The organism is Clostridium sp. cel8 (assembly GCF_014050525.1).
GTDB lineage: Bacteria > Bacillota > Clostridia > Clostridiales > Clostridiaceae > Clostridium_B.
The window spans coordinates 402,786-419,380 of the sequence record NZ_JACGAG010000001.1 but is presented as its reverse complement, the minus strand read 5'-3'; the positions used below and the strand labels follow the sequence as shown (position 1 = coordinate 419,380).

Annotated in this window: 16 protein-coding genes; 15 read left to right on the top strand and 1 reads right to left on the bottom strand. The window is 31.1% G+C overall.

All coding sequences use genetic code 11. The features are described 5' to 3' along the window. The first annotated feature begins 10 nt into the window (after window positions 1-10). From H2684_RS02015 to H2684_RS01945, 15 genes are all read left to right on the top strand, one after another. Window positions 11-985, top strand: coding sequence for a mannose/fructose/sorbose PTS transporter subunit IIA (locus tag H2684_RS02015; RefSeq protein ID WP_182087672.1), 975 nt, complete (start codon window positions 11-13; stop codon window positions 983-985). A gap of 37 nt (window positions 986-1,022) precedes the next feature. Next, window positions 1,023-1,829, top strand: a complete 807-nt coding sequence (locus H2684_RS02010) for a PTS mannose/fructose/sorbose transporter subunit IIC (RefSeq protein WP_182087671.1) — start codon at window positions 1,023-1,025, stop codon at window positions 1,827-1,829. Between the two features lie 17 nt (window positions 1,830-1,846). Continuing rightward, entirely contained in the window at window positions 1,847-2,758 is a 912-nt protein-coding gene (locus H2684_RS02005; protein WP_182087670.1) for a PTS system mannose/fructose/sorbose family transporter subunit IID, read from the top strand. Window positions 2,759-2,899: 141 nt separating this feature from the next. Further along, entirely contained in the window at window positions 2,900-3,274 is a 375-nt protein-coding gene (locus tag H2684_RS02000; RefSeq protein ID WP_182087669.1) for a DUF956 family protein, read from the top strand. Window positions 3,275-3,453: 179 nt separating this feature from the next. Further along, a complete protein-coding gene (locus tag H2684_RS01995; protein ID WP_182087668.1) occupies window positions 3,454-6,240 on the top strand; it encodes a sigma-54-dependent transcriptional regulator in 2,787 nt (928 codons plus the stop codon). A gap of 46 nt (window positions 6,241-6,286) precedes the next feature. Then, window positions 6,287-6,760 (top strand): mannose/fructose/sorbose PTS transporter subunit IIB, encoded by a 474-nt coding sequence (locus tag H2684_RS01990; RefSeq protein ID WP_279286860.1) that lies wholly within the window; start codon window positions 6,287-6,289, stop codon window positions 6,758-6,760. Window positions 6,761-6,837: 77 nt separating this feature from the next. Continuing rightward, window positions 6,838-7,641: a PTS mannose/fructose/sorbose transporter subunit IIC gene (locus H2684_RS01985; RefSeq protein WP_347707505.1), complete on the top strand. Its 804-nt coding sequence runs from the start codon at window positions 6,838-6,840 to the stop codon at window positions 7,639-7,641. Then, on the top strand, window positions 7,634-8,500 hold the full coding sequence (gene manZ / locus H2684_RS01980) for a PTS mannose transporter subunit IID (RefSeq protein ID WP_182087665.1): 867 nt from the start codon (window positions 7,634-7,636) through the stop codon (window positions 8,498-8,500). The genes H2684_RS01985 and manZ overlap by 8 nt, the downstream gene beginning before the upstream one ends. 220 nt (window positions 8,501-8,720) lie before the next feature. Further along, entirely contained in the window at window positions 8,721-10,304 is a 1,584-nt protein-coding gene (locus H2684_RS01975) for an alpha-glucoside-specific PTS transporter subunit IIBC (RefSeq protein ID WP_347707498.1), read from the top strand. Between the two features lie 159 nt (window positions 10,305-10,463). Continuing rightward, window positions 10,464-11,798, top strand: coding sequence for a 6-phospho-alpha-glucosidase (locus tag H2684_RS01970; RefSeq protein WP_182087663.1), 1,335 nt, complete (start codon window positions 10,464-10,466; stop codon window positions 11,796-11,798). Window positions 11,799-11,821: 23 nt separating this feature from the next. Next, window positions 11,822-12,307: a PTS glucose transporter subunit IIA gene (locus H2684_RS01965; RefSeq protein ID WP_182087662.1), complete on the top strand. Its 486-nt coding sequence runs from the start codon at window positions 11,822-11,824 to the stop codon at window positions 12,305-12,307. A gap of 165 nt (window positions 12,308-12,472) precedes the next feature. After that, entirely contained in the window at window positions 12,473-13,237 is a 765-nt protein-coding gene (locus tag H2684_RS01960; protein ID WP_182087661.1) for a MurR/RpiR family transcriptional regulator, read from the top strand. A gap of 4 nt (window positions 13,238-13,241) precedes the next feature. Beyond that, window positions 13,242-14,006, top strand: coding sequence for a MurR/RpiR family transcriptional regulator (locus H2684_RS01955; protein WP_182087660.1), 765 nt, complete (start codon window positions 13,242-13,244; stop codon window positions 14,004-14,006). 69 nt (window positions 14,007-14,075) lie between these two features. Next, window positions 14,076-14,594 (top strand): gamma carbonic anhydrase family protein, encoded by a 519-nt coding sequence (locus tag H2684_RS01950; RefSeq protein ID WP_182087659.1) that lies wholly within the window; start codon window positions 14,076-14,078, stop codon window positions 14,592-14,594. Between the two features lie 87 nt (window positions 14,595-14,681). After that, complete coding sequence (locus tag H2684_RS01945) at window positions 14,682-15,953, top strand: M14 family metallopeptidase (protein ID WP_182087731.1); 1,272 nt, start codon at window positions 14,682-14,684, stop codon at window positions 15,951-15,953. Window positions 15,954-16,030: 77 nt separating this feature from the next. On the opposite strand, the gene H2684_RS01940 is transcribed toward H2684_RS01945, so the two are convergent. After that, window positions 16,031-16,453 (bottom strand): YaaR family protein, encoded by a 423-nt coding sequence (locus H2684_RS01940; protein WP_182087658.1) that lies wholly within the window; start codon window positions 16,451-16,453, stop codon window positions 16,031-16,033. Between the last annotated feature and the right edge of the window lie 142 nt (window positions 16,454-16,595).

Genomic DNA, 16,595 nt, shown 5'->3' with positions numbered 1-16,595 from the left:
AGGTATAAAAATGGTAGGAATTATTCTTGCTAGTCACGGAGAACTTGCTAAAGGTATCTTGCAATCTAGTACAATGATTTTTGGAGAACAAAAAAACGTTAAAGCCATTACATTGATGCCTAGTGAAGGCCCCGATGATATTAAAGCAAAGATAAAAGACGCAATTGCATCCTTTGATGACCAAGATCAGGTTTTGTTTTTAGTTGATCTTTGGGGTGGTACACCATTTAATCAAGTTAATGGCCTATTTGAAGAACATAAAGATAAATGGGCAATTATATCTGGTATGAATCTACCTATGGTTATTGAAGCTTATAGTTCACGTCTTTCAATGAAATCTGCACGAGAAGTTGCCACTGATATTCTAAAAAAAGCTAAAGAAGGAATTAAAGTTAAGCCTGAAGAATTGGAACCAGCAGATACTGGTAAATCAGCAGCTTCAGCTAATCAATCTAGCGTAGGTGTACCTGGATTAATGGAATATGCTTTAGCTCGTATTGACTCTCGTTTACTTCATGGACAGGTAGCGACTACTTGGACAAAAACTGTAAATCCTACACGAATTATTGTTGTATCAGATGACGTAGCCAAAGATGAGCTCCGTAAGAAATTGATCCAACAAGCTGCTCCCCCAGGTGTTAAAGCTCATGTTGTTCCAATTAGTCATATGATTAAGCTTGCAAAAGATGATAAACATTTTGGAGGACAACGTGTATTACTTCTTTTTGAAAATCCGCAAGATGTACTTAGAGTAGTAGAAGGTGGAGTACCTTTAAAGACAATCAATGTTGGTTCTATGGCTCACTCTGTAGGTAAAGTTCAACCAAATAAAGTTCTTGCCTTCGATCAAAAAGATATTGATACATTTAATAAGCTTAAAGAAGCTGGACTTACTTTTGATGTTCGTAAAGTTCCAGGTGACTCAAAAGAAAATATGGACGAAATACTTAAAAAGGCACAAGAGGAATTAAATAAACTAAAATAGTTTAATTATTTTAAATGGAAAAGGAGGATTAATAATCATGGATCTAAATATTGTTCAAATGATATTAGTCGTTATCGTTGCATTCCTAGCTGGTATGGAAGGTATTTTGGATGAATTTCAATTTCATCAACCAGTAGTTGCTTGTACGTTAATCGGTCTAGTTACAGGTAATTTATTACCATGTCTAATATTAGGAGGTACTCTCCAAATGATTGCCCTAGGGTGGGCTAATATCGGTGCTGCTGTAGCACCAGATGCAGCATTAGCATCTATTGCATCTGCAATTATTCTAGTTCTTGGTGGTCAAGGTGTAGATGGAGTTTCTTCAGCTATTGCTATTGCTATTCCACTAGCAGTTGCCGGACTATTATTAACAATTATTTGTCGTACAATTGCTACAGCTTTTGTACATTTTATGGATAACGCTGCTAGACAAGGAAGCATAGGAAAAGTTGAAATGTGGCATATAATTGCTATTTGTATGCAAGGTGTGCGTATTGCAATTCCAGCAGCTTTGATCTTAGCAGTTGGTGCTGGTCCTATTCGTTCATTACTTGAAGCTATGCCTGCTTGGTTAACAGATGGATTAGCAATTGGTGGTGGAATGGTTGTTGCTGTTGGTTATGCAATGGTAATAAATATGATGGCTACAAAAGAAGTATGGCCATTCTTTGCAATTGGTTTTGTATTAGCAACTATTTCACAAATTACACTTATCGGACTAGGTATAATTGGTGTATGTTTAGCTCTTATTTACTTGAAACTTGTTAAACAGGGTGGATCAGGTAATGGTGGTAGCTCCAATACTGGTGATCCATTAGGCGATATTATTGATAATTACTAAGAAGGGAGGAAAATAAAATGGGAAAAAAATTAGAATTAACAAAGAAAGATCGTATTTCTGTTTGGTGGCGTTCACAATTTATTCAAGGTTCTTGGAATTATGAAAGAATGCAAAACGGTGGTTGGGCATACTCATTGATTCCAGCAATTAAAAAATTATATAAGAGTAAAGAAGATCAATCAGCTGCATTAAAACGTCATTTGGAGTTTTTTAATACTCATCCATACTTAGCTTCACCAGTTATTGGTGTAACATTGGCATTAGAAGAAGACCGTGCAAATGGTCTACCAGTAGATGACGTAGCTATTCAAGGTGTTAAGGTTGGTATGATGGGACCTTTAGCCGGTGTAGGAGATCCAGTTTTCTGGTTTACTATTAGACCAATTTTAGGTGCATTAGCTGCTTCCCTTGCTATGGCTGGTAATATTATTGGACCAATTATATTTTTCTTAGCTTGGAATATTATTCGTATGGCATTTACATGGTATACACAAGAATTTGGTTATAAAACAGGTTCTCGTATTACTGATGATTTATCAGGTACTTTGCTGCAGGATATTACAAAGGGAGCATCTATACTTGGTATGTTCATCTTGGGATCATTAGTTAATCGATGGGTTTCTGTTAAATTTACACCGATAGTATCATCTGTTAAATTAGCTGATGGTGCATATATTAACTGGGATAAACTTCCTGCTGGAGCTCAAGGTATTAAAGAAGCCCTTTTGCAGCAAGCTGCTGGTTTGTCATTAACTGATACTAAGGTTACAACGCTTCAAAATAACTTGGATTCATTGATTCCTGGACTTGCAGGATTATTATTGACACTTTTCTGTATGTGGTTACTTAGAAAGAAAGTATCTCCAATTGTAATCATTCTTGGACTATTTGTAGTAGGTATTGTTTTCCACTTGATTCATTTAATGTAATATTATTTACAAAGCCTGGGCTTTTAGCCTGGGTTTTGTTAAAACATAAATCCCTTAAAGCAAGAATGGCTTTATAATTCTTTAAAAAAAAGATATAATAAAAACAATTGTATGTATAAGTAAAAAAAAGAGGTGGATTGTGTGATTCAATCGCTTAATACAAAGGTGGATTTAGTAATTGATGCAACGGCTTTTACAGGTCTTACAGATTATGGAAAAATAATGATTGGTGACAAAGGTTTTGAATTCTATAATTCTCGTGATTCTCGTAAATATATTCAAATTCCTTGGGAAGAGGTGGACTATGTCATTGCCTCTGTATTGTTCAAAGGAAAGTGGATTCCAAGATATGCTATTAAAACTAAGAAAAATGGTACTTATACTTTTGCTTCAAGGGAAGCAAAAAAAGTACTTCGAACTATTAGAAAATATGTTGATCCAAATCACATGGTTAACTCCCTAAGCTTTTTTGATGTGGTTAAACGAGCGATAAAATCCAAATTTAAGAAGAATTAATGAATAAAGTATTAGGACTTTTATAATATGTAGATTAGTCAAAGCAAGATAGATAAAATGTATTGGATATAACTTTATCTATCTTATTTTTTTTATTATGTATTTGATGTATAATGTGATTATGTGATATAGTGTATTAAAATAGTGTATTGAAGGAATATAATAGAAAGGTGGCTAATATGAAGAGAATAGATAGAATATATAATTACTTGGCAGAAAAAACAAGCAAATTAAATGTAGAAAATTTAAAAGGAAAAGTGGGGTTTAGTGCCAAGGAAATATCCAAGGAACTTGGAATACTTAGAAACAATGTAAGCATGGAATTAAATTTACTTTTAAAACAAGATAAAGTAATAAAAATTATAGGAAGACCTGTGCTTTTTATAGATAAGGTTTCTCTTGAAAATAAATTAGGCACCACTTTAAAAAAAGGTCCTTTAGAAGTGAAAAGTATAGATGAAATAGTAGATTCCAAAGGTGAATCTAATGAAGATAAATCTCCTTTTGATAATCTTATAGGTTCAAAAACAGGACTTAAAAATCAAGTTGAACAGGCAAAGGCGGCAATATTATATCCCCCAAATGGTCTTCATACTCTTATTATAGGCCAGACTGGAGTTGGAAAAACTCTATTTGCAAATATGATGTATAACTATGCAAGATATATTAAACGATTTGATGAAAATTCACCTTTTATAGTATTTAATTGTGCAGATTACTATAACAATCCTCAGCTTTTAATATCTCATATATTTGGACATGTAAAAGGTGCTTTTACAGGTGCCGATACTGAAAAAGAAGGATTAGTTGAAAAGGCCAATGGAGGTATGTTATTTTTAGATGAAATTCACAGACTTCCTCCAGAAGGACAGGAAATGATATTCTATTTTATGGATACAGGGACATACAATAAATTAGGTGAAACGGAAAGAAAGAGAAAGTCCAATGTGTTTATAGTAGGAGCTACAACAGAGGATCCAGATTCAACACTTCTAAATACATTTGTAAGAAGAATTCCAATAATAATAAGTATACCAAGTTTGAATGAAAGACCAACTGAAGATAAGATAAATATACTAAAATACCTTCTAGCCAAAGAAGCTCACAGAATAAATAAGCCTATAAAGATTGAGGCTGATGCAGTAAAGGCAATTATAGGTTCAGTATCTTATGGAAATATAGGTCAGATGAAATCTAATATACAACTTATATGTGCAAAGGGATTTCTAAATAGTATACAAAATGATGAATCTGTGGAAATTGACTTTAAATCTCTTCCATCTGATATAAAAAGCGGTTTATTTTCTCTTGCAGCTAGAAGAGATGAAGCAGAGGAAATATCAAAATATATAGATTCTCAACTTGTGATAATGCCAAATGGCTATAAGGTTCTTATAGATGAAGATCCCTATGAACCTCCTTTTAATTTGTATAAGATAATAGAGGGAAAAGCTGGTATACTAAAAGATGAAGGGCTTGATGATAAAGCTATAAAGGAGTTTATAGCTACTGATATAAATGTTCATATAAGAGGATTCTATGATAAATTTAAAGATAATGATAAAGATAGAGAAAAAATATTAAAAATAGTAGACGAGGATATATTAGAATTTGCTGAAAGTATAAAAGAACTTGTTGAAAAAAGGCTAGATAAAAAGTTTTCTGATAGATTTCTCTATGCACTTAGTCTTCATTTGAGTGCATTTTTTAAGAGAATTGAAAGTAAAAGACCACTTAAATATACTAATATATCAAGTATTATAAAGGACAATCCTAAAGAATATAAGGTATCCCTTGAAATAAAAAGTCTTATAGAGGACAAATACAGTATAGTAGTACCAAAAATGGAAGTAATATATCTTACAATTCTCTTGAGTTCAATTCAAGATGATCAAAGCGAAGGACATGTAGCAATTATGGTTGCTGCCCATGGAAACAGTACAGCTACAAGTATGGTAAATGTAGCAAAAAAGCTTCTTGGAGATTCTGTAATAGAAGCAATAGATATGCCCCTTGAAGTAAATCCACAGACTATACTTGACAAAATGATAAAAGAGATAAAAAAGCTTAATATGGGAAAAGGAGTACTTCTTTTAGTTGACATGGGATCTCTTGCAAATTTTGATACTATAATAATGGAAAAGACTAATATAGAAGTTAAGACAATAGAAATGGTATCAACTCCACTTGTACTTGAGGCTGTGAGAAAAGCAAATATTTTTGATATGGATCTTGAAGAAATATATGAATCATTAAAAGATTTTAGAGGATATAGTATGTACTCTAAAGAAAATATTAGTATACCTACTGGAAATAAGGCAATAGTAACAGTTTGTTCAAGTGGAGAGGGAACTGCTGTAAAACTTAAGGATCTTGTTCAAGATGTAATAACAAATATTACAGAAGAGAATGTTTATATAGTCCCAGTTGGAGTAAGAAATTTGAAAGAAAATATAAGAGAAATTCAAAATGATTACAATGTAATAGCTATTGTAGGAATTACAGATCCTAAAATGGGAATACCATTTGTATCATTGGAGTCCCTTATAAGTGGAAGTGGAGAAAATCAGATAATTGATATTGTTAAAAATAACAGTATAAAAGTAGTTCAAAAAGAAAAGAATACGGTGGTGGAAGATTTATGTAAAGATAGTTTGAATGAATTTCTTACTTTTTTAAATCCGTCTAAAATAATTGGATCATTAGTAAAATTTACTAACATATTGGAAAAGAAGATGAATACTAAATTTAAAAATTCTCTTCGTATAAAAATAATAATTCATGTAGGGTGTGCACTTGAAAGAGTTGTGATAAATGAGGGTATTGCATATAGATATGATAAATCAAAGTTAGATAAAAACTTAATTGCCATGATAAAAGATTCAAGTAAAATTTTTAAAGATGCATTTAATATAAATTTATCAGATGATGAAATTTGTTATATATGTGAAATACTATCTTCTTGATTATAGTTAGTATATTAAAAATTTAGAGGAAGGTGATTTATAAATGATGAACATAGTTTTAGCAAGAATTGATGACAGATTAATACATGGTCAAATAGCAACAGTTTGGGCTAAAGATACAAAATGTGAAAGAATAATAGTTTGTAATGATGATGTAGCTAAAGACAATATAAGAAAGACACTTTTAATAGAAGTGGCACCTCCAGGAATAAAATCGAGTGTAGTAGGTATAGAAAAAGCAATAAGAGTTTATAAAAATCCAAAATATGAGGGTGTAAAAGTGCTTTATCTATTTACTAATCCTACAGATGTACTGAGGATGGTTGAAGGTGGAGTTAATATAACTACTGTAAATATTGGGGGAATGTCATTTAAAGAAGGAAAGAAACAGATAAATGCTGCTATATCTGTAGATGATAAGGATATAGAAGCATTTAAAAAACTCCATGAAAAAGGTATAGAACTTGAAGTAAGGAAAGTAAGCAATGACCCTAAAATTGATTTAATGAGTTTGATTTAGCATTTTTTTAATAAAATTGTTTGCAATATTTAAAAAGTTTTATAAAGTACAATTTAAAAGGAGGAGGGTTTATGAGTATTAGTTCTGTTCAAATGGTATTAATATTTATTGTAGCTTGTATTTCTGGTATGGGCAGTATTTTGGATGAATTCCAAACACATAGGCCATTAGTTGCATGTACATTAATTGGACTTATTCTTGGAGATATTAAAACTGGTATAATTATAGGTGGTACTTTGGAAATGATGGCTTTAGGATGGATGAACATAGGAGCTGCTGTGGCACCAGATACAGCTATGGCAAGTATAATATCCACAATTCTAGTTATAGGTGCAAAGCAAAGTATAGGTACTGGCATAGCTGTAGCAATACCACTTGCAGCTGCAGGACAGATGCTTACTATATTTGCAAGAACTATTACAATTGGATTTCAACATAAGGCAGATACCTATGCAAAAAATGGGAATCTCAGAGGGATTGATTTTATGCATTTAAGTTGTCTTTTAATACAAGCAGCTCGTGTGGCTATACCTTCAATGCTTGTTGCAGTATTTATAGGAACAAGTGCTGTTCAAAGCTTTTTAGATGCAATACCTAAAGTTATAACTGGAGGACTTCAAGTTGCAGGTGGTTTTATAGTTGTAGTTGGTTATGCAATGGTTATAAATATGATGGGAGCAAGATATTTAATGGGATTTTTTTTCTTAGGATTTGTAGTTGCAGCATTTACTAAATTCAACTTAATCGCATTTGGCATTATAGGGGTAGTATTTGCAATAATATACGTTCAACTTAATCCTAAATATAATATGCCTAAAATTGTAACCGTTTCAGATCATAGTTTATCAGATGATGAGTTAGATGATGAGTTAGATGACTAGTATTAAAAAGGGGGAATCAATTGTGAGGGAAAATATAAGTGAAAAGAAAAAAATTACTAAAAAAGATCTTATAAATATGTTTATTCGTTCAAATTTTCATCAGGCTTCATGGAATTATGAAAGAATGCAGGCACTTGGATACTGTTTTGAAATGGTGCCTATTATAAAAAGATTATACAAAGGAAAAGACAGAAGCGATGCAATGAAAAGACATCTTGAGTTTTTCAATACGCATCCTTTTGCAATAACCCCAATACTAGGTGTTACAACAGCAATGGAAGAACAGAGAGCAAACGGTGCAAATATAGATGATGCTGCAATAAATGGCATTAAAGTTGGACTTATGGGACCACTTGCAGGAGTTGGAGATCCTATATTTTGGGGTACACTTAGACCAGTTGTAGCTGGACTCGGTGCATCTATGGCACTTACTGGAAATATAGCAGGGCCAATCCTTTTTTTCCTAATATTCAATGCAGTTCGTCTTACAATAAAATGGTATGGTATAAAATATGGATATGAAAAAGGTACTAATATTGTAAAAGATATGAATGGAAATACACTTCAGAAACTTACAGAAGGAGCTTCTATACTTGGACTTTTTGTAATGGGTGCATTAGTATCTAAATGGACTAAAGTAGATATACCAGTTGTAGTTTCAAAAATAACAAGGCAAGATGGTAAAATTGTAGTTACTACTGTTCAAGATATACTTGATAAGCTTATGCCGGGAATAGTTCCACTTATAATGACATTTGCATGTATGAGTCTTTTAAAGAGAAAAATAAATGCAATATGGATAATATTTGGATTATTTGCAATTGGAATAATTGGATATGGTTTAGGAATATTAAAATAGAGAAATTTATTTACAAAAGATAGGGTATCTTAAATTTTGAGGTACCATGTCTTTTTTTATTTATTTGATAATAGTTGTGAAAAATCACGATAAATGTGAAAAAATACATAATAATGTATGCAAATCCTAAAGTACCATTAAATATTGATAATGAAATATAGCCGTGCTAACATTAAAACAAATTATAACACTTAATATGATAAAAGGGAGGATGATAAAAGTGATACAGAAAGTTCAAAAACTTGGTGGAGCAATTCAACGATTTGGCGGTGCAATGTTTACGCCGGTTCTGTTTTTCGCTTTTGCTGGAGTTGCAGTTGGATTTGGTACACTTTTTACAACACCGGCAATTATGGGGGGACTTGCTGCAGAAACTAGCTTATGGTATCAATTTTGGAACATAATATTGCAAGGTGGTTGGACTGTATTCAATCAATTACCATTATTATTTGTTGTTGGACTTCCAATAGGCCTTGCAAAAAAGCAGAATGCAAGATGTTGCATGGAAGCACTTATACTTTATTTAACATTTAATTATTTTTTAAGTACTATTCTTTCACAATGGGGAAGTTTCTTTGGAGTAGACTTTTCTGCTAAAGCTGTAGCAGGTTCTGGTCTTACTATGGTAGCAAATATTAAGACACTTGATATGGGAATGATGGGCGCATTAGTAATTTCAGGTATTGTAATCTATCTACATAATCGTTTCTTTGATACGGAATTACCTGAATGGTTAGGAATTTTTAGTGGTTCTACCTTTGTATTTATGATTGGTTTTTTTGTAATGATTCCAGTGGCATTTATTGTAGCTCTTATATGGCCTAAAGTTCAAATTGGAATATTTAGTTTTCAACATTTTGTAAAAGTAGCAGGAGCTTTAGGAGTATGGGTGTTTGTATTTTTAGAACGTGCATTGATTCCATTTGGATTACATCATCTGTTGTATGCTCCTTTCTATTATGATAACGTTGTGGTTCCAGGAGGAATATATGCTTATTGGGCTAAAAGTTTACCACATATAGCAGCTTCTACAGCTTCATTGAAAACCTTATTACCAGCAGCTTCATTTACAGCTACAGGATATTCCAAAATATTCGGATGTCCAGGTATTGCACTGGCATTTTATGCTACAGCAAAATCAAAGAATAAGAAAAAATTACTTGGATTACTTATTCCTATTACGTTGACTGCAATTATATGTGGAGTAACTGAACCTATTGAGTATACGTTTTTATTTATTTCACCATTTTTGTTTTTAGTTCATGCTGTTTTAGCTGCGACAGTTTCAACTATCATGAATCTTGTAGGAATTGTAGGTGTATTTTCAGGTGGAGCTATTGAAATGGCTGCATTAAACTGGATTCCATTAATGGCAACACATTGGGGTCAATATTTACTTCAGTTTATTATAGGTATTTGTTTTACAGGTGTATGGTTTGTAGTATTTAGATTCTTAATTCTGAAGTTTGACATTAAAACTCCAGGTAGACAAGATGATTCTGAAGAAATTAAATTTAATTCCAAAGCAGAATATTTAGAAAAGAAAAGTAATTCAAAATTGGATAAAAAGACTAAATTCGCAATGGACATCCTAGAAGGACTTGGTGGAAAAGATAACATTCAAGATGTAACAAACTGTGCAACTCGTTTGAGAGTTAACGTTAAAGATGAAAGTATCTGTAAGGGAGATCAATATTTTAAATCTATTGGTGCTCATGGATGCTCAATAAATGGAAAATCCTATCAAGTAATTGTTGGATTGAAAGTACCAAGTATAAGAGAAGAGTTTGAAAAACTATTATAATTTATTTGTAGTAGAAAAGAACTTGACTGTGAAAAATCACAAGAAGTGTGAATAAATACATTTAAAATGATGTATTTCCTAAAAGAACCTTTTATATTGTAATCATTTTTGCATGAATGTATTATTTACATATAAATTAAAAAATAGGAGGAATTAAAAATGGCAAAGAAAGAATATTCAATTGTAATAGCAGGTGGAGGAAGTACATTTACACCTGGAATTGTACTTATGTTGCTAGAGAATATGGATAGATTTCCAATCCGTTCTATTAAATTTTATGATAACGATGCAGAAAGACAGGAGATTGTAGCAAAAGCATGTGAAATTTATTTGAAAGAAAATGCACCACAAGTTAAATTTGCATATACAACCGATCCTGAAACAGCATTTACTGATGTTGATTTTGTACTTGCACATATTCGTGTTGGAAAGTATGCAATGCGTGAAAAAGATGAGAAGATTCCATTAAAATATAATGTACTTGGACAGGAAACTTGCGGACCAGGAGGAATTGCATATGGAATGCGATCAATTGGTGGAGTTATTGAAATATTAGATTACATGGAAAAATATTCACCAAATGCATGGATGCTTAATTACTCAAATCCAGCTGCTATAGTAGCTGAAGCGACTAGAAGATTAAGACCAAATTCTAAAATATTAAATATATGTGATATGCCAATAGATTTGGAAGAGAAGATGGCTACTATGTGTGGGCTTAAATCCAGAAAAGAAATGATTACTTCCTATTATGGCTTGAATCACTTTGGATGGTGGTATAAGATATATGATAAAGAAGGCAATGATCTTATGCCAGAAATTAAGAAACATATGGCACAAAATGGATTTGCAGATGCGCTTTCAAAGACAAATCAGCATGTAGATGAAAGTTGGGTTCATACTTTTCAAAAAGCAAAAGATGTATATGCAGTAGATCCTACAACTATACCTAATACTTATTTGAAATACTATCTATATCCGGATTATGTAGTTGAAACTTCAAATCCTGAATATACTCGTGCAAATGAAGTTATGGATGGAAGAGAAAAGAAAGTATTTGGAGCATGTAAAAAGATAATTGAAAGTGGGACAAGTAAAAATGGTGGATTTGAGGCAGATACTCATGCAACTTATATTGTGGATCTTGCTTGTGCTATAGCAGAAAATACAAGAGAAAGATTTTTGCTTATTGTGCCAAATGAAGGTGCAATTGAGAACTTTGACAGAACAGCTATGGTTGAAATACCATGTATTGTAGGAAGCAATGGATACGAAAGAATATGTCAAGGGGCTATTCCACAATTTCAAAAAGGATTGATGGAACAGCAAGTAAGTGTAGAAAAACTTGTAGTAGAGGCTTGGATAGAGGGAAGCTATCAAAAGTTGTGGCAGGCACTTACCTTATCAAAAGTTGTACCAAGTGCAAAAGTAGCAAAATTAATTTTGGATGATTTAATTGAAGCAAATAAAGATTATTGGCCTGAATTGAAATAATCTGAGAAAGATGGTGGAGAATTATGCTGGGCTTATTTAAAAAGAAAAAGAAACCTTTAAAAGAATTTTACTCTGTAGTAGATGGAAAGAGTATAGATTTATCTGAAGTTCAAGATGAAATGTTCTCTAAGAAGACTTTAGGTGATGGTATTGCTGTTATTCCTAGTTCAGATGATATTGTTTCACCATGCAGTGGAGAAGTAACTATGGTTGCTGCTACAAAACATGCAGTGGCCATAGAAAATGAAGATGGTGTTCAAGTTCTTATACATATAGGATTAGATAGTGTTAAACTAAATGGTGAAGGTTTTAAAATATTTTGCAAAGAAGGAGATCGTGTAGAAGTTGGAACATTATTAGTCAAAATTGATAGGGAACTTTTTAAAAAAGAGAAGATTTCTGATACCGTAATTATGATACTAGTAGAACAAAACGGACATGAAATTATAAACAGAAATACAGGAGAAAATATAAAAGCTGGCGAAAGTATGCTGATTCAATATAATTAAGTAAAAACATAAATTCAAAATAATAAATATTTTTATAAGATTAATTGGATAAAGTGAATGAAGTTATAATTTACTTTGTCCAATTATTTTTTTGCAATTATACTTGATAAATTTTTATAATATAAGATAAAATTTAAGTAATTATAAAATTGTGTGGTGAATATTATGAATTTAGATGAACTAGTAAATAAGTATTATTCATCTTTAAATGAAAATGACTTGTATATATGGAAATATATTTCAAATCATAGAAAAGAATGTGAAAAGTTTACTATTAATGAATTGGCAAACAAATGTAATGTATCAAGGACTACTATTTTGCGATTTGCTAAAAAGTTGTCATTGAAGGGATATTCAGAATTAAAGCTTTATTTAAAGTTGGAAAATGAAAAAGATAAAGAAAGTATTGATAATGTAGAAATTGTGTGTAATGTTTACAATGAGGTAATTAAAAATATAAAGGAGAGAGATTGTACCCAAATTTTTAAAGCAATAGATAGAGCAAGAAATATTTATCTATATGGAATTGGATTGCTTCAGTCTTCAATAAAAAATGAAATTAAACGTATTTTTATAAATGGACAAAAAGTATTTTATGATTTAGAAGGGGATACAGAAGTAAATGCTGCTAAGGAATTTGCTACAGATGAAGATTTGTTTATAATTATTTCTGTGTCTGGTGAAAATGAAACTATTTTAAAGCTAGCTGAAAATTTAAAAGTTAAAAATGTTCCTATTATATCTATTTCAAAAATGAAGGATAACTCACTTGCAAAGATAAGTGACTATAATTTGTATATATTTACAGCAGCACTTCCTCAGATTTCAGGAGAAATAGCCTATCAATCTTTAACATCATATTTTATTTTAATTGAAATTTTATTTTTAAAGTATATGAATTATAAATCACAAAAGGATAAGAAGGAATAAAAATATGAAACTGGAAACTTTAGTTCAAAAAAATTATAAAAAATTAAATGAAAATGATTTATATCTGTGGAATTATATTTTACATCATAAAAAAGAGTGTAAGACTATGTCAATACAGGAATTGTCTTTAAAATGCAATGTTTCCCATACTACAGTTTTGAGATTTGCAAAAAAGTTGGGATTTGAAGGTTATAGTGAAATGAAAACTTATCTTAAGTGGGAAGATAAAGGTACTAATAAGTTTGATGATGAAGAAGTTGAACGTGTTTTTAAGGATATTGAGAACACTGTTGAAATTATGAAAAAGAAGGATTTTTCTGAAGTATTTGAAATGCTTGAAGGTGCTAGAAGAATATATGCATATGGTTCTGGAAGTGTTCAGAAACAGGCAGTAAAGGATTTAAAACGAAATATGATTTTTGGCAGCAAGTTAATTTATGTTTTAGATGGAATGGCAGAAACTGATATTATAATGGATATGCTATCTTCAAAGGACCTATTTTTTCTCTTTTCTCTATCAGGTAATAATGCTTTTATGAATAATTTTGCAAGAAAGTTAAAGAAAAAAGGAGTAAAAATTATATCTGTAACTAAAGTTGGAAATAATGAACTTGCGTATTTAAGTGATGTTGCTCTTCAATTTTACTCCCATTCTGTGTTTATAAATGAAAGTCAATCTGAGTATTATTCTACGGCACAATTTTATTTAATTAATCAGATTATGCTTACAAAATATCTTGCATTTAAATGGAAAAAAAATAATACATAAAACTTTAAAAGTTATTTTTATCTTTTATGATATAATATTTTAAAAATTATTTTAAAGGAGTAGTAGAATATGATAAGAAAATATGAATTTCATGTTCCAGAAATAGAGGATACATGCTTTATAGCAGATAATGCTGATGTTATTGGTAAAGTTAAAATTAAACAAGATGCAAGTATATGGTTTCATTCAGTTTTAAGAGGAGATTCGGGAAGTATATATATAGGAGAGAAAACCAACATACAGGACAATTGTGTTCTGCATACTGAAGAGGATAGCCCTATACATATAGGAAAATCTGTAACTGTAGGACATAATTCTATAATTCATGGTTGTGAAATTGGGGACTATTGTATTATAGGAATGGGATCTATAATTATGAATGGATCTGTTATAGGCAAAAATACTATAATTGGAGCAGGTAGCATTGTAACTGAAAATAAAAATATACCATCAGGAGTTTTATGTTTTGGTTCCCCAGCAAAAGTCATAAGAAAACTAACTGAAGAAGAAATAGAAGACATTAAAAACTCAGCAAAGGAATACGTTGTGGAGTCTAAAAAATATGATGAATACAATATAAATAAATAGTTTCATTTTAATATTTTACATTTATCTGTCACATAGTCTGAAGGTTTTGCATAGTATAATATGGCAACTAATAGTGGGAGATGTTGTATTCTGATTTTAAGAATAGGTAATAGAGGAAATGAAGTTATGAGGGTTCAGTCAGTCCTTAAAAAATTAGGTTATAATCCAGGAGTAGTAGATGGAATATTTGGAGTGAAGACTGAAAATGCAGTAAAAAGATTTCAAAAGATGAACGGACTTGAGGCGGATGGAATAATAGGTGAGAACACATATAGAGTGCTTAAAAGATTCATAGAAGGTTATGATTACTATACTATAAGTCCTGGAGATACACTATACAATATAGCGCAAAGATATGGAACTAAAGTTGAAAGTATAGTAATTGCAAATCCACAAGTTAAGCCATTTGGGTTGATTCCAGGGACTACAATTAAGGTGCCTTATGACATTCAGATAGTTGATACTGATATAAATTATACTTATGACGTTCTTGAAAGTGATATTTATGCTTTAAAGGCAAGGTATCCTTTTTTAACTATAGGCACTGCAGGTAAAAGCGTTCTTGGACGGGAGCTTTACTATATAAAACTGGGAAGGGGAAATAATGAAGTTTCATATAATGGAGCTCATCATGCACTAGAATGGATAACTACTCCTTTACTTATGAAATTTGCGGAAAATTTTTTAGAAGCATATACAGAAAATAAGGATATAAAGGGATATAATATAGGTGATATATGGGATAAAAGTAGCATATATATAATACCTATGGTAAATCCTGATGGAGTAGATCTAGTTTTAAATGGGATCAAGCGGGATAATCCATATTATAGTGATCTCATAAAGTGGAATAAGGGAAGTATGGATTTTTCTAAAGATTGGGAGGCAAATAATAGAGGAGTTGATTTAAATCACAATTACAATGCAGGTTGGGAACTTTCAAAGAAAGCTGAGGAGTCCTATGGAGTTTATGGACCTGGGCCTACAAGGTATTCAGGACCTTCACCTGTTTCAGAGCCAGAAACTAAGTCCATGGTAAACTTTACAGAAAATCATAACTTTCGATTGGTGCTTGCATATCACAGTCAAGGTGAGGTTATATACTGGCAGTACAGTGACCTTACTCCTACTGAGTCAAGATCCATAGCTGAAAAGTTTGCAAAGGTAAGCGGATATAAACTTTCAGAAACTACAGGTATAACTTCTTATTCTGGATACAAGGACTGGTTTATACAAGATTTTGAAAAACCTGGTTTTACAATAGAAGTTGGGAATGGTAAAAATCCACTTCCAATAAGCCAATTTGATAGCATATATAATGACAATGAGGAACTTCTTATTTTGGCTTCAATTATATAATTTAGTTTACTAAACAACAATAAGAAACACTACTCTATATATAAATAAATTTGGAGTAGTGTTTATGTTTAATAAAGTCACTTGTATATATCTACTAAAAGTCCTGTTATATCGTCTATAGTTGATGCAATATTTAAATTTTCTTTTTGATCATTCATAAGCATATTTGTAAGTTCTTCTAATTTGCTGTCTATAGTATCAACAGTTATAAAATACTGAGTTTGCCAAAAACTTATGTCTTTTTTGATACTATACATATAGCTTAGTACCGATTCAAGATATTCCTTTATCATTTTTTTATATGCCTTTACGTCTGAATAACATTTTGTTATGGCTAATCTGTTGCCTTTCTTTTTTATATCGTTGAACATATTTTTTAACTGTTCTTGGGATCTTTTTTCCATTTGTGAGTTAAAACTTTGAGAAAAGTCCTTTTTTACCTTGATATTTCTATTTTTAGATGAAGTAGTAGAAGAGGGACCTATTCTAGAAATTTCCATGAAATACCTCCATATTATAAAAAGTATAATACTATTTACAAGCGTAAAATTTTCATATAAACTATAATTATACCTATTATTATAAAATATAATTGCATAAAAATATAGGTATAAGAATTAATTATATTCAAAAAATAAGCTT

Coding starts and splice junctions, on each gene's coding strand:
- H2684_RS02015 (WP_182087672.1), top strand. CDS start 11: ATGGTAGGAATTATTCTTGCTAGTCACGGAGAACTTGCTAAAGGTATC.
- H2684_RS02010 (WP_182087671.1), top strand. CDS start 1,023: ATGGATCTAAATATTGTTCAAATGATATTAGTCGTTATCGTTGCATTC.
- H2684_RS02005 (WP_182087670.1), top strand. CDS start 1,847: ATGGGAAAAAAATTAGAATTAACAAAGAAAGATCGTATTTCTGTTTGG.
- H2684_RS01995 (WP_182087668.1), top strand. CDS start 3,454: ATGAAGAGAATAGATAGAATATATAATTACTTGGCAGAAAAAACAAGC.
- H2684_RS01990 (WP_279286860.1), top strand. CDS start 6,287: ATGAACATAGTTTTAGCAAGAATTGATGACAGATTAATACATGGTCAA.
- manZ (WP_182087665.1), top strand. CDS start 7,634: ATGACTAGTATTAAAAAGGGGGAATCAATTGTGAGGGAAAATATAAGT.
- H2684_RS01970 (WP_182087663.1), top strand. CDS start 10,464: ATGGCAAAGAAAGAATATTCAATTGTAATAGCAGGTGGAGGAAGTACA.
- H2684_RS01965 (WP_182087662.1), top strand. CDS start 11,822: ATGCTGGGCTTATTTAAAAAGAAAAAGAAACCTTTAAAAGAATTTTAC.
- H2684_RS01960 (WP_182087661.1), top strand. CDS start 12,473: ATGAATTTAGATGAACTAGTAAATAAGTATTATTCATCTTTAAATGAA.
- H2684_RS01955 (WP_182087660.1), top strand. CDS start 13,242: ATGAAACTGGAAACTTTAGTTCAAAAAAATTATAAAAAATTAAATGAA.
- H2684_RS01950 (WP_182087659.1), top strand. CDS start 14,076: ATGATAAGAAAATATGAATTTCATGTTCCAGAAATAGAGGATACATGC.
- H2684_RS01940 (WP_182087658.1), bottom strand. CDS start 16,453: ATGGAAATTTCTAGAATAGGTCCCTCTTCTACTACTTCATCTAAAAAT.